This window comes from Bordetella tumulicola (assembly GCF_965138755.1).
Classification (GTDB): Bacteria; Pseudomonadota; Gammaproteobacteria; order Burkholderiales; family Burkholderiaceae_B; genus Bordetella_A; species Bordetella_A tumulicola.
In genome coordinates this window covers 1-12,795 of sequence record NZ_CBCSFP010000022.1, presented here as the reverse complement: position 1 = coordinate 12,795, position 12,795 = coordinate 1, and the positions used below count along the sequence as shown (strand labels likewise).

Genomic DNA, 12,795 nt, shown 5'->3' with positions numbered 1-12,795 from the left:
CCCCTACGGGGACTGCCCGNTTTTGATTAGGCCCGCCGCCTCGGCTTGCCTCGATGCCACGACGCGTTTAGAACCCAGCCCGTCGCAAAACGCCCTCCGCGACAACAGCAAACGCTGCCACAACAAACGCTCAAGACCGAGCCGACTTACGCAACCACGGAAAACTGAGCAAGCGCGCCAGTTCAACCAAAAGCATCCCCACCACAATGCCGTCCAATCGATCGATGCCTCTTTCCACATTAATGTGGGCGTACGAATCGGGCACCATCAGTACCAGATACACCAGAGAGAACTGCGTGCCGACATACGCAAAACTGCGCCCACTGTTTTCGATATGCCTGCCGAACAAAACGCCTAGCGACATTCCCAACGTGAACGTGATCCAACTGGGTCCAAACACCAGCACCATGATCCCGGCGACCATAGCGCCCGCAAGGCAACCCAGAAAACGGTGAATATTTTTCGTGCGTACGGTTTTGCCGAGTGGCATGGGCGAACTCAGCGGCACCATCATCACGACAATGATCGTAATCGCCGCCTGGCTGAAAGACTGCACATCCATCCAACGCCCCAGAAAAGGCGTCAACGCCAAAGCTAAACCCGCCTGCGCCGCATGAGATATCGCGTTCTGCGAGGGCAGTGGTTGCAGAGTAGGGTCAACCTTTGGCGGTTCGGAAGACACACGAGATGCGGGCACAGCGGAAGGCGTCGCTGCCGCTGCCGCCAAACGAGAGCGTACGGTCAGCGTAGACAACATGCTGACAATCACGCTCGCACACGTCCCCGCCGTTACCTCCAGAATGCGCGTCGTCGCAAAAACAAAAACATCCACCGCAGGATGCTGTAGCGCATCAAGCGCCACCATGGCAAACGTCAGACTCGCCAGCAGCCACGCATAACTATAGACGCGTGTCATCGCACAATAAAGCGTAGCCGTTCCGACCAATGCTATCGACAAACTCACCCACAGATCAGAGTTCTCGACCACGCCGGCCAAAAGACAAGCGGCACCCGCTCCGACCAGCGTACCCAAGACGCGCAAAGCCCCACGGGTCAATGTCGCCCGTAGCTGTGATCGCATCACCAGATAGCCACTGAATGCCGCCCAGCCCGCATTATGCGCACCAAGCAGATGCGCAAAGGCAATAGCCAGACACACGGAAGCCAGCATCTCAATCTCGTCCAAAAACCGCGGCAACGATCGCGACGGTCTCAAGAAATCATGAGTAAGCTCGCCAAGCAGTGTCCTGAAACGAAGAAAAAAATCGGCAACAAACCTCACAGTCGGCGCACCCCACTTGGAAAAGCGGATCATCACAGACGGCAAACACCGCAACGAAAAAACCAACTCTGCCACTAAAGAACCGCCAACCCACGCAAGAACCGCGCTAAATCCGACGCCCCGTTTCAACGTCGAACCAATGCAGATCATGCTTGCCATCGCTGCCGAACTGAAGCCTATCGCCAGGATTCACCGGAGTACCCGCCAAGAGATTCGTCGGACAGCGGACAACCATCGGGGCCTGACCGCAGCGCGCATGCAAGAGTTGCTCCGAGCCCAGTGTTTCCAGCATCTCCACTTCAACAGGAAACCCCGCCGTATTCAGCGTGATGTGCTCCGGGCGGATGCCCAGAATCACTGACGTACCACGAACGGAGGCGGGCACCTGATCGCCCGCGATTTGTAATAAGACGCCATCTTGCGTCTGGATCGTGCCCTCGGCCGAAATATTGACCGTCAATAGATTCATCGGCGGCGAACCAATAAAGCTCGCCACAAACGTCGACGCCGGCTTTTCGAAAACCTCCATCGGCGTGCCGATTTGCTCTGGGATGCCCTGGTTCATCACAATCATTCGGTGCGCCAGCGTCATCGCCTCCACCTGATCGTGCGTCACATACAGGCTCGTCGTGCCCAGACGGCGGTGCAGCTTCATGATCTCCAGGCGCATCGCCACACGTAGCTTCGCATCCAGATTCGACAACGGCTCGTCGAACAAAAATACCTTCGGCTCGCGCACAATCGCGCGGCCCATCGCCACGCGTTGGCGTTGGCCACCCGACAATTGGCGCGGGCGGCGATCCAGCAAATGCTCCAATTCCAGAATGCGGGCCGCGGCCTGCACGCGCTGGCGGATATCCTCCTTCGACAGCCTGCGGATCTTTAGCCCGTACGCCATGTTGTCGAACACACTCATGTGTGGATACAGCGCATAGTTCTGGAACACCATCGCGATATCGCGTTCCGCCGGCTCCAGGTGATTCACCACCTGGCCATCGATCAGGATCTCGCCGCTCGTCACCGTCTCCAGGCCTGCGACCATGCGCATCAGCGTTGACTTGCCGCAGCCCGACGGGCCGACGATCACAATAAACTCGCCGTCCTCGACATCCACATCGACGCCGTGGATCACCGCCACATTGCCGGCGTAGGTCTTCTTGATATTGCGAAAGCTCAGGGTTGCCATGGATGTTCTTTGCGTAAGCGGTTGCCAGAGAGGGCAGCACGGTTATTTTTCGGTATCGACCAAGCCTTTGACGAACCATTTTTGCATCAGGATGACCACCAGCACCGGCGGAATCATCGCCAACAGCGCCGTCGCCATCGTGATATTCCACTCCGTCACACTGTCGCCACCCGCGATCATGCGTTTAATGCCGATCACCACCGGGTACATATCTTCTTTTGTCGTGATCAACAGCGGCCAGAGATACTGATTCCAGCCATAAATAAACTGAATCACAAACAGCGCCGCGATACTCGTGCGCGACAGCGGAAGCAGCACATCGCGGAAAAACCGCATCGGCCCCGCGCCATCAATCCGGGCCGCCTCCACCAATTCGTCCGGGATCGTCAGAAAAAACTGTCGGAACAAAAACGTTGCCGTCGCCGACGCGATCAGCGGTAGGGTCAGGCCCGCATAGCTATTGAGCAGACCCAAGTCCGCCACGACCTTGTATGTGGGGGCAATACGCACCTCGACCGGCAGCATCAGCGTGACGAAAATCATCCAGAAGAAAAACATGCGGCCGGGAAAGCGAAAGTACACCACCGCAAACGCCGAGAGCAGCGAGATCGCGATCTTGCCGATCGCAATCGCCAGCGCCATGATCAAACTGACCATCAGCATTTTGCCTACGCCTTCGCCCATCAGCGCGCGCGTATAGTTGTCCACGAGATGCGGTCCGGGCAACAGTGACATCGGCGCCGACGCGACCTCTTGGGCCGTCTGCGTCGACGCCACAAACGTCACGTACAGCGGAAAGGCGACGATCGCGACACCGCACAGCAGGATGAGGTGGGCCAGGATGTCCAGCCAGGGACGGCGTTCAACCATAATGCTCTACCTTTTCAGTACTGGACCTTGCGGTCGATATAGCGGAACTGCATGACCGTCAGCGCGACGACGATGAACATCAGGATGACCGACTGCGCGGCCGACGAACCCAGGTCCAGGCCGTTAAATGCATCGCTATAGACCTTGTAGACCAGGATGGAGGTCGACGTGCCGGGGCCGCCTTGCGTGGTTGTGTCGATCACGGCAAAGGTGTCAAAGAACGCGTAAATCACGTTGACGACCAGCAAGAAGAACGTCGTGGGCGATAGCAGCGGAAAGACAATTGTCCAGAATCGTCGGGCGGGCGACGCGCCGTCAATAGCGGCGGCCTCGATCAGCGAGCGCGGGATCGACTGCAGGCCAGCCAGGAAAAACAGGAAGTTATATGAGATCTGTTTCCAGACGGCGGCAATCAGTACCAGGATCATGGCCTGATCGCCGTCCAGGCGCGGATTCCAGTGGATGCTGAGTTGCCCGAGCGCGACCGCCAGGATGCCAACCGACGGCGAAAACAGAAACAACCACAGCACGCCGACCACGGCCGGCGCCACGGCGTACGGCCAGATCAGCATCGTCTTGTACAGACCGGCGGCGCGGATGACGCGGTTGGCCATGACGGCCAGCACGAGCGAGACGGCCAGCCCGACAAACGCCACCAGCGCGGAAAACATCGCGGTGACGCGGAACGAGTCGAGATACGCGTCTTGATTGAACAGATCAATAAAGTTGTCCAGGCCAACGAACTCGGTGGATAAGCCGAAGACGTCTTGGAGTTGGGTCGATTGCCACAGGGCCTGGCCCGCGGGCCAAAAGAAAAATATCAGCGTGATCGCGATTTGAGGCGCTAGCAGCAGATAGGGTAGGGTCTTGTGCCGAAAGACAACGCGTTTTTCCATGGGGCAAGACCCTGATCAATTGATAACGAGGCGTGGCAATAAAAACGGCGGTCTTTGGTGAAAAAGACCGCCGTTCAACGAGATTACTTCACGCTTTTTTCGAACTTTTCGAGCAACTCGTTGCCGCGTGTGACCATGGTCTTGATGCCGTCTTGGGCACTGGTCTTGCCGGCCATGATGCGTTCGATTTCTTGATCTTCGATTTCACGGATTTGCGGCAAAAAGCCCAGGCGCACGCCGCGCGATTGCGCGGTGGTGGCGACGTTCAGCTGTTGCACGCCGATTTCGGTGCCGGGGTTTTTGTCGTAAAAGCCGGATTTCTTGGTCTGCTCGTAGGCGGCCACGGTGACGGGCACGTAGCCGGTTTGCTGGTGCCAGCGAGCGGCGATTTCCGGGCTGGCCAGGAAATGGAAGAACTTGGTCACGCCCTTGTAGACCTCGGGCGATTTCTTGGCGAACACCCATAGCGACGCGCCGCCGATGATGGTGTTTTGCGGTGCGCCCTTGACGTCCGCGTAGTAGGGCAGGGTCGAGGTGCCGAATTCGAACTTGGCGTTCTTGGCGATGTTGGCGCGCATGCCGCTTGATCCCGTGATCATTGCGCATTTGCCGCTGATGAACAGCGAGTTGGGCTGATCGCCGCGTCCACCATACGTAAAGATGCCTTCCTTGGCGAGCTTGGCCAGGTTATCCAGGTGTCTGACGTGCAGTGGGGTGTCGATGGCCAGACGCGCGTCCACACCGCCAAAGCCGTTGTCTTTGGTGGCATAGGGCACGTTATGCCAGGCGGAGAAGGTTTCCAACTGTGCCCAGGACGGCCAGGACGTGGTGTAGCCGCACTCTTGGCCGGCGGCCTTGAGTTTCTGGCCTACGTCGGCGAGCTCTTCCCAGGTCTTGGGGGCTTTTTCGGGATCCAGGCCGGCTTTTTTGAAGGCGTCTTTGTTGTAGTAGAAGACGACGGTCGAGCTGTTGAACGGCATGGAGATCAGCTTGCCCTCTTGGGACGAGTAGTAGCCCGCGACCGCGCCGATGAAGGCTTTGGGGTCGAGCGGCTTGCCGGCTTCTTCGGACATCTCCTGGACCGGCTTGATCGCGCCCTTGGCGTACATCATGGTGGCGGTGCCGACCTCGAAGACCTGCAGCACGTCCGGCGCATTGCCGGCGCGAAAGGCGGCGATACCGGCGTTCATCGATTCGCCGTAGGTCCCCTTGTAGACCGCGTTGACGTTGTAGTCGGGGTTCTTTTCGTTGAATTCTTTGACGAGCTCGTTGACGCGCTCACCCAGAGCGCCTTCCATGGAGTGCCAGAACTGGATGTCGGTGGCGGCATAGACCGATGAGGTGGCCAGGGCCGTCAGGACGGCGGCAAAAGTGAGGGCTAGGTGTTGCGGTCTCATGGATAATTCTCCGGTTTGCGTGTAGATGTGGCCGAGGATTGTGGCCGCAAGAAACACGACACCTTATGTAGAGGACATGACAGAAGCGTGACTTTTACATCACGAACTGGCACTGTCAAATACACGTCGCATTTCGTGAGGCAATGTCAGGTCTTGTTGCGGCTGAGCGACAAGGGGGGACTTCATTTCACCCAGGTGGATTTTGTCTCGGGTTTTAGGTTTTATATCGGGCGCTGTATCGGGCCATGTTGCGATCATGGCCGGTTCGGGTCAATCCGGCCTGATCTGTCAGGTGATGGTCAGTCGGGATTTAGCCGACCCGGGCGTCGTCAACCCCGATCGAAGACATATTACGCGCGTTGGTTGACAGAAGGCGTATCGAGGGGCTCGGGGCGCGCCAGATTCCACATCAATGCACGAAATGGGGCCAGCATCGTCAAATTGACGGCCAGCTTGATAGCGAGGTCGCCGAGCATCCAGGTGACCCAGGGCGTGCCGGTGGCCGCAAAGGCCACGCTAAAGAATATGGCGGTGTCGAGCAGTGCGCCCACGGTACCGGACAACATGGGCGCGACCCACCAGCGCTGGTCGCGCAGGCGATCAAAGACCTGGATATCGGCCAACTGGGCGCAGATATAGGCCAGACCCGAGGCCATGGCGATACGCGGCGAGGCAACCCAGATGGAGACAATCAGGGCGAGCGCGAAGCCCACCCAGGCGACGCGGCGCGCGGCGCCTGGCCCAAAGCGGCGATTAAGAACATCGGTGACGAGGAACGCGATGGGATACGACAGGCCGCCCCAGGTCAGCCAGTCGTTGAGCGGAACCTGGACGAGGATGTTGGATCCCACCACGATCAGGCCCATGCAAAAAACGGCCATGGCGAATTGGCCGGGCGTCATGGCCTGGAAGGCGCGGAATTTTTGGTGGCCTGGCTCAATCGGGTGAGTGGGCGTGGGAGGGGACTGGGGATTGCTGGCGTTCATGGCGGAGGTTGCGGGTTTGTCTACTGGCCGAATTCGTCGGCGAGCTCGCGCGAGCGTTGCGCGGCGGCTTGCATGGCCTGCTGTACGGTGTCGCGCAGGTTGGCCTGCTCGAAGACTTGCAAGGCGGCGTACGTGGTGCCGCCTTTGGAGGTGACGCGTTCGCGCAGCACCGAGGGGGGCTCGGCGGCTTGCTCGGCGAGCTTGGTGGCGCCGGCCAGGGTGCCCAGGGCCAACTGGCGAGCCTGGTCGGGAGTCAGGCCGACGGCGACGCCGCCCGCGATGAGGGATTCGATAAATAGGAAGACATAGGCGGGGCCACTGCCCGAGAGGGCGGTGACGGCATCCAGGCCGGCATCGTCGGCGACCCAGACGACTTGGCCGACGGAGGCAAGCAGGCTTTCTGCAAGCGCGCGACCAGCCGCATCGACGCCGGGCAGCGCGATCAGGCCCGAGACGCCCGCGCCGACGAGGGCAGGGGTGTTGGGCATGCAGCGCACCAGGTTTTGCCAGGGCGCGCCGGGCTCGCCCAGCCAGTCGGCCAGGGTGCCGGCGCGGATGCCGGCGGCGACGCTGATGATCAGGGTGTCGGGTTGCAGCCAAGACCGAGTAGCGGCGACGACCTCGCGCATTTGCTGGGGCTTGACAGCGTAAAGCCAGATCTTGCAGGCCCTTAGGGCGGCATCGGGCGCGGCGGCGGCGGTAGCGCCGCGCTGGCGCCAGGCGTCCTGGACTGCAGCGTTCGGATCAACGACGTGCAGGTTACCCGCCGGGCAGATGTTGTCGGCGAGACCGGTGGCCAGGGCGGTGGCCATATTGCCGCCGCCAATGAAAGCAATAGAGAGGTCGGGATTCATAGCGTGATTGTAGCCGTCGGCGCCGGTATTAGCCGGACGGGCCTGCGCGTTTTCCCTTGTTTGACGGGGTTTGACAGCTTCGCGTAAGTAACCGGGCAGATACTTGCGCGCCACTTTGTCCTTTGTGATGTGTCCCTGGATAGGATGCTTTGCATCATATTGGGGAATACTCGAAGTGACAGGGTCTGGGGCAGCTTTCAGAATACCGCCCACGCAGTACTTTTGCCCAAGAAGCCGGCAATGTGCGTCCAGGTTCCCCGGGTATCCCCCACAGGGGCTTGTGCCGTACAAAGCTGTCCATCCCTATCGCCGGAGAATATCGAATGAAGCTTCTGCACCGTGTGAACCCCATCGCCCTGGCGATTGGCTCGTTGTTGTTGGTGGGAGCTGCCCATGCGGCCGACACCATCAAGATCGGCATGCCTCAGCCCATGACTGGGCCAAATACCCAATATGGCACCCAGATCCAGGCCGGCGCCTTGACCGCGATTGAGACGATCAACGCGAAAGGCGGCGTCAAAGGCAAGAAACTCGAAGCCATTCTGATTGATGATGGCTGCGAGCCCAAGCAGGCCGTTCCGGCGGCCAACCGTGTGGTCAACTCTGGCGCCAAGTTCGCCGTCGCCCACGCGTGCTCGGGTGTGACCGTGCCTGCCGTGAACGTCTACGAACAAGAAGGCATCGTGGCCATCACCCCGGGTGCTACGTCGCCACTGGTGACGGACACGACCAAGCCGCATTTCTTCTTTCGCACGATTGGTCGCGATGATCAGCAGGGCCCGTACGCGGCGAACTACATCGCCAAGACGCTCAAGCCCAAGAAGGTCGCCGTGCTGCACGACAAGCAGACTTACGGTTCGGGCGTGGCCACGCAGGTCAAGAGCAGCCTTGAAAAAGAGGGCGTGAACGTCGCCCTGTTCGAAGGCATCAACGTGGGCGACAGCGACTATTCGGCCGTGATCACCAAGCTCAAGTCCTCGGGCGTGGACCTGGTGTATTTCGGTGGCTATCACCCCGAACTGGGTTTGCTGTTGCGTCAGTCGCGCGAACAGGGCCTGGACGTTCAGTTTATGGGCCCCGAGGGCACGGCCAACCAGGATCTGGTGGCGATTGCCGGTCCGGCCATCGAGGGTTTGCTGGTCACGTTGCCGGCTGACTTTACCAAGATGCCCGGCAATGAAGGCATTGTGAAGGCCTTCAAGGACGCCAAGCGCGATCCGGACGGCGCATTCCAGATGCCGGCTTATGCGGCGGTGCAGATCTTGGCCCAGAGCATCGAGGCCGTGGGCGAGGATCCCGAAAAGGTCGCTGACTATATGCACAGCAACACGTTCAACACCGGTATCGGCAAGGTCGAATACGACGAAAAGGGTGACTTGAAGGACTTTGAGTTTGCCGTCTACAAGTGGGACAAAGACGGTAAGAAAACCCAGCTGTAAACACGCGATGCCCCGGCTATCCGCCGGGGCTTTATCGTACGCCCAGGTTTCCGGCTCCGGGTTCATTCAACCGGGGCCGGAACTATTTGGAGCATAGGTAATATCCATGTCAGACTTTATCCCCCAACTTACCCAGCAGATCTTTAACGGTCTGTCTCTGGGCGCGATCTACGCGTTGATCGCCATCGGCTACACAATGGTCTACGGCATCATCGGTATGATCAACTTTGCTCACGGCGAGATCTATATGATCGGCGCGTATGTGGGCCTGGTCACCCTGACCGCGATTGGCACCGGTAGCGGTTTGCCTTTGCCGTTCATGGTGGCTGCCATGTTGCTGGTGGCGATTGCGGTGACCGGCGTCTATGGTTTCAGTGTCGAACGCGTGGCCTACCGGCCGGTACGCGGCAGCCAACGGCTGGTGGCGCTGATTTCCGCTATTGGTATGTCGATTTTTCTGCAGAACTGGGTGGCCCTAGGGCAGGGCGCGCGCGATATGGCCGTGCCCTCGCTGATATCCGGGTCCGTGCAGTTTCATATGGGCTCGGCTTTTGACGTCACGCTGCCGTATTCCCGGATCATGATTATCGTGGTGACGGTGTTGTTGATGGTGGCGCTGGCGCTGTTTATCAAACACTCGCGCATGGGTCGTGCGTCGCGGGCATGCTCGCAAGACATGCACATGGCCAATCTGCTGGGTATTGATACGAACCGCGTGATTTCGTTTACCTTCATTCTGGGTGCGATGCTGGCGGCGGTGGGCGGTGTGTTGATCGCGATCACGATCGGCAAGCTCAATCCGTTTATCGGTTTTCTGGCCGGGATCAAGGCGTTTACGGCGGCGGTGCTGGGCGGCATTGGCAGCATCCCCGGCGCGATGTTGGGCGGTGTGCTGCTGGGCTTGGCGGAGACGCTGGCAGCGGCCTATATCTCGTCTCAGTACAAGGACATCGTGGCCTTTGGGCTGCTGGTCTTGATTCTGCTGTTCCGCCCGTCGGGACTGCTCGGCAAACCTGAAGTGGAAAAAGTCTGATGGCCAAGCACACCCTTAAAAATGCGGTGATGGCGGCCTTGATGACGGCCGTAATCATGATGCCTGTGTTTGGGCTGAAACTGGTACGCCAGGGCGCTCAAACCCATATTGACCCCCGCTGGGATCTGGTGGCCTGGGCTGCCGCGGCGGTTTTTGTTTTTCAATTGCTTCGCCCGTGGCTGGCGATTCCGTTCCGGCGCTTGAAGACCAGTATTCCGGTGTTGCCGGCCGCGCCGACCAAGGGACGTAAATGGCTGATCGTGCTGCTGATCGCGGTGGCGGTGATCTGGCCGTTTTTCAGCGGCCGCAGCTCGGTGGATATCGCGACGCTGGTGCTGATCTATGTGATGCTGGGCCTGGGGCTGAACATCGTGGTGGGCTTTGCGGGCCTGCTGGATTTGGGCTTTGTGGGTTTTTACGCGGTGGGCGCCTATACCTATGCGTTGCTCTATCACTGGGCGGGCTGGGGTTTCTGGGAGGCGCTGCCTTTCTCCGGCCTGGTGGCGGCGCTGTTCGGCTTTGTGCTGGGCTTCCCGGTGTTGCGTTTGCGCGGGGATTATCTGGCGATTGTGACGCTGGGCTTTGGTGAAATTATCCGCTTGTTGTTGATCAACCTGAATTTCCTGACGGGTGGTCCGGACGGGATTTCGGGTATTCCCAAGCCAACGGTGTTCGGTTTCGAAATGACGCGCCGTCCGAGCGAGGAGGGCACGCAGACGTTTCACCAGTTGATGGGCTGGACGTTTGATAACCAGCACATGGTCAACTATCTGTATTTGATGGCGCTGGCGTTGGCGTTGGTGACGTTGTTTGTGTCGACGCGCCTGATTCGGATGCCGGTGGGTCGCGCGTGGGAGGCGTTGCGCGAGGATGAGATTGCGTGCCGTTCGCTGGGGCTGAATCCGACGCGCATCAAGCTGTCGGCATTTACGCTGGGGGCGATGTTCGCGGGCTTTGGTGGCGCATTTTTTGCGGCGCGCCAGGGGATGGTGAACCCGGAGTCGTTTACGTTTATCGAGTCGGCGCTGATTCTGGCGATTGTGGTGCTGGGCGGTATGGGTTCGCAGGTCGGGGTGATTCTGGCGGCGATTGTGCTGACGGTGTTGCCTGAGGTGGCGCGCGAGTTTGCCGAGTACCGGATGCTGTTGTTCGGCTTGGTGATGGTGTTGATGATGATGTGGCGTCCGCAAGGGTTGTTGCCGATGAAACGTCCCCATGTGGAGTTGACCAAATGAGTGAAGCCTTGTTGAAAGTTTCGGGCCTCACGATGCGGTTCGGCGGTTTGCTGGCCGTCGATAGTGTGGGTTTCGATGTCCATCGCGATGAGGTGTTTGCGATTATTGGACCGAATGGTGCGGGCAAGACGACGGTGTTTAACTGCGTGGGCGGCTTTTATAAGCCGACGGGCGGCGACATCATGATGGATGGCAAGTCGATCAACGGTTTGCCGAGCCACAAGGTGGCGCGCCACGGTTTGGTGCGCACTTTTCAGAATGTGCGTTTGTTCAAGCAGTTGACGGTGCTGGAAAATTTGCTGGTGGCTCAGCATACGCAGGTGGAGTCGCGNTTGTTGCCGGGCCTGTTAAAGCTGGGGTCGTATCGACGATCTGAGGCCGAGGCGCTGGATCGCGCGGCGCAATGGCTGGATTTTATGGGCCTGCGCCAGTATGCGAACCGGGAGGCGGGCAATCTGGCGTATGGTCACCAGCGTCGTCTGGAGATCGCGCGCTGCATGATTACGAAGCCGCGTTTGTTGATGCTGGATGAGCCGGCGGCGGGCCTGAATCCCCATGAGAAGCGCGATCTGCAGCAGTTGATTGATCAGTTGCGTCGGGAGTTTGGCGTGGCGGTCTTGTTGATCGAGCACGATATGAGTTTGATTATGGGCATTTCCGACCGGATCCTGGTGATGGAACACGGCAAGCCGATCACGACGGGTACGCCGGAGCAGGTACGTAGTGATGAGCGCGTGATTAAAGCGTACCTGGGGGAAGAGTGATGCTGAAGCTGGAGAATATTCATACTTTTTACGGTGCGATTCAGGCGCTCAATGGTGTGTCTGTGGAGGTGAATCAGGGCGAGATCGTGACGCTGATTGGCGCGAATGGCGCGGGCAAGACGACGCTGCTGATGACGGCTTGCGGGAATCCGCGGGCCAAGGAGGGCACGATTACATTCGAGGGCGAGGATATTACTCACAAGGATACGCATCACATTATGCGTAGTGGGATTGCGATTTCGCCTGAGGGTCGTCGTGTGTTCAAGGATTTGACGGTTGCGGAAAATCTGATGATGGGCGGCTTTTTTTTGAGCCGCCAGGAGATCGAGGCGGGCCTGGATCATGTGTATACGCTGTTCCCTCGATTGAAGGAACGGGCGTCGCAACGTGCGGGGACGATGTCGGGCGGAGAGCAACAGATGCTGGCGATTGGCCGGGCGTTGATGACGCAGCCGAAGCTGTTGTTGCTGGATGAGCCGACGCTGGGTTTGGCGCCGCTGATCATTGCGCAGATTTTCGACATTATCCGCACGATCCGCGAGCAGGGAGTGACGGTGTTTCTGGTGGAGCAGAACGCGAATAAGGCGCTGCAGGTGGCGGATCGCGGTTATGTGCTGGAGAACGGTCGCGTGGTGCTTCAGGATACGGGGGCCAACTTGCTGGTTAACGATGACGTGCGTAAGGCTTATCTGGGGGCTTAGGTAGGTGGGTTTTTGCGTGGCGTTGTGGGTTCTTTCGTTGCGGCGTTTGCTGTTGTCGCGGGACTGCGTTTTGCGACGGGCTGGGTTCTAAACGCGTCGTGGCATCGAGGCAAGCCGAGGCGGCGGGCCTAATCAAAACGGCTCGGCCCAAC

General features: G+C 59.2%; 12 protein-coding genes and 1 pseudogene. 6 read left to right on the top strand and 7 right to left on the bottom strand.

Annotated features, from left to right (window positions below):
* Positions 1–130 precede the first annotated feature (130 nt).
* From ACNAZS_RS26655 to proC, 7 genes are all read right to left on the bottom strand, one after another.
* Entirely contained in the window at positions 131–1,171 is a 1,041-nt protein-coding gene (locus ACNAZS_RS26655; protein WP_415793625.1) for an FUSC family protein, read from the bottom strand.
* A 217-nt stretch (positions 1,172–1,388) separates the two neighbouring features.
* A complete protein-coding gene (locus tag ACNAZS_RS26650; RefSeq protein ID WP_415793623.1) occupies positions 1,389–2,468 on the bottom strand; it encodes a sn-glycerol-3-phosphate import ATP-binding protein UgpC in 1,080 nt (359 codons plus the stop codon).
* Between the two features lie 42 nt (positions 2,469–2,510).
* A complete protein-coding gene (gene ugpE / locus ACNAZS_RS26645; RefSeq protein ID WP_415793622.1) occupies positions 2,511–3,338 on the bottom strand; it encodes a sn-glycerol-3-phosphate ABC transporter permease UgpE in 828 nt (275 codons plus the stop codon).
* 14 nt (positions 3,339–3,352) lie between these two features.
* Entirely contained in the window at positions 3,353–4,234 is an 882-nt protein-coding gene (gene ugpA, locus ACNAZS_RS26640) for a sn-glycerol-3-phosphate ABC transporter permease UgpA (protein ID WP_415793621.1), read from the bottom strand.
* An 83-nt stretch (positions 4,235–4,317) separates the two neighbouring features.
* Positions 4,318–5,631: a sn-glycerol-3-phosphate ABC transporter substrate-binding protein UgpB gene (gene ugpB, locus ACNAZS_RS26635; RefSeq protein ID WP_415793620.1), complete on the bottom strand. Its 1,314-nt coding sequence runs from the start codon at positions 5,629–5,631 to the stop codon at positions 4,318–4,320.
* 350 nt (positions 5,632–5,981) lie between these two features.
* Positions 5,982–6,533: a queuosine precursor transporter gene (locus ACNAZS_RS26630; protein ID WP_415793628.1), complete on the bottom strand. Its 552-nt coding sequence runs from the start codon at positions 6,531–6,533 to the stop codon at positions 5,982–5,984.
* A gap of 104 nt (positions 6,534–6,637) precedes the next feature.
* Complete coding sequence (gene proC / locus ACNAZS_RS26625) at positions 6,638–7,471, bottom strand: pyrroline-5-carboxylate reductase (RefSeq protein WP_415793627.1); 834 nt, start codon at positions 7,469–7,471, stop codon at positions 6,638–6,640.
* 323 nt (positions 7,472–7,794) lie between these two features.
* Here proC and ACNAZS_RS26620 point away from each other — a divergent pair, with 323 nt between their 5' ends.
* The 6 genes and pseudogenes from ACNAZS_RS26620 to ACNAZS_RS26595 all read left to right on the top strand — a co-directional run bounded on the left by ACNAZS_RS26620 (position 7,795) and on the right by ACNAZS_RS26595 (position 12,643).
* The gene (locus ACNAZS_RS26620) at positions 7,795–8,910 is read left to right on the top strand and encodes a branched-chain amino acid ABC transporter substrate-binding protein (protein ID WP_415793619.1); all 1,116 of its coding nucleotides are present in this window, start codon (positions 7,795–7,797) and stop codon (positions 8,908–8,910) included.
* 106 nt (positions 8,911–9,016) lie between these two features.
* The gene (gene livH / locus ACNAZS_RS26615; protein ID WP_415793617.1) at positions 9,017–9,943 is read left to right on the top strand and encodes a high-affinity branched-chain amino acid ABC transporter permease LivH; all 927 of its coding nucleotides are present in this window, start codon (positions 9,017–9,019) and stop codon (positions 9,941–9,943) included.
* Positions 9,943–11,178: a high-affinity branched-chain amino acid ABC transporter permease LivM gene (locus tag ACNAZS_RS26610; RefSeq protein WP_415793616.1), complete on the top strand. Its 1,236-nt coding sequence runs from the start codon at positions 9,943–9,945 to the stop codon at positions 11,176–11,178. Before livH ends, ACNAZS_RS26610 begins: the two co-directional genes overlap by 1 nt.
* Positions 11,175–11,509 (top strand): annotated as a pseudogene (locus tag ACNAZS_RS26605) (ATP-binding cassette domain-containing protein); the annotation flags it as partial. The gene ACNAZS_RS26610 and the pseudogene ACNAZS_RS26605, both read left to right, overlap by 4 nt.
* A 1-nt stretch (position 11,510) precedes the next feature.
* Positions 11,511–11,942, top strand: a 432-nt coding sequence (locus ACNAZS_RS26600) for an ABC transporter ATP-binding protein C-terminal domain-containing protein (RefSeq protein WP_415793615.1), incomplete at its 5' end; no start/stop codon positions are given.
* Positions 11,942–12,643 carry an ABC transporter ATP-binding protein gene (locus ACNAZS_RS26595; RefSeq protein ID WP_415793614.1) on the top strand — a complete coding sequence of 234 codons (702 nt, stop codon included), beginning with the start codon at positions 11,942–11,944 and terminating at the stop codon, positions 12,641–12,643. The genes ACNAZS_RS26600 and ACNAZS_RS26595, both read left to right, overlap by 1 nt.
* The last annotated feature ends 152 nt before the right edge of the window (positions 12,644–12,795 follow it).

Bases quoted from the DNA above. Each gene is read 5' to 3' on its own strand.
- proC (WP_415793627.1), bottom strand. From the start codon at position 7,471: ATGAATCCCGACCTCTCTATTGCTTTCATTGGCGGCGGCAATATGGCC.
- ugpA (WP_415793621.1), bottom strand. From the start codon at position 4,234: ATGGAAAAACGCGTTGTCTTTCGGCACAAGACCCTACCCTATCTGCTG.
- livH (WP_415793617.1), top strand. From the start codon at position 9,017: ATGTCAGACTTTATCCCCCAACTTACCCAGCAGATCTTTAACGGTCTG.
- ACNAZS_RS26620 (WP_415793619.1), top strand. From the start codon at position 7,795: ATGAAGCTTCTGCACCGTGTGAACCCCATCGCCCTGGCGATTGGCTCG.
- ACNAZS_RS26650 (WP_415793623.1), bottom strand. From the start codon at position 2,468: ATGGCAACCCTGAGCTTTCGCAATATCAAGAAGACCTACGCCGGCAAT.
- ugpE (WP_415793622.1), bottom strand. From the start codon at position 3,338: ATGGTTGAACGCCGTCCCTGGCTGGACATCCTGGCCCACCTCATCCTG.
- ugpB (WP_415793620.1), bottom strand. From the start codon at position 5,631: ATGAGACCGCAACACCTAGCCCTCACTTTTGCCGCCGTCCTGACGGCC.
- ACNAZS_RS26610 (WP_415793616.1), top strand. From the start codon at position 9,943: ATGGCCAAGCACACCCTTAAAAATGCGGTGATGGCGGCCTTGATGACG.
- ACNAZS_RS26595 (WP_415793614.1), top strand. From the start codon at position 11,942: ATGCTGAAGCTGGAGAATATTCATACTTTTTACGGTGCGATTCAGGCG.
- ACNAZS_RS26655 (WP_415793625.1), bottom strand. From the start codon at position 1,171: ATGCTGGCTTCCGTGTGTCTGGCTATTGCCTTTGCGCATCTGCTTGGT.
- ACNAZS_RS26630 (WP_415793628.1), bottom strand. From the start codon at position 6,533: ATGACGCCCGGCCAATTCGCCATGGCCGTTTTTTGCATGGGCCTGATC.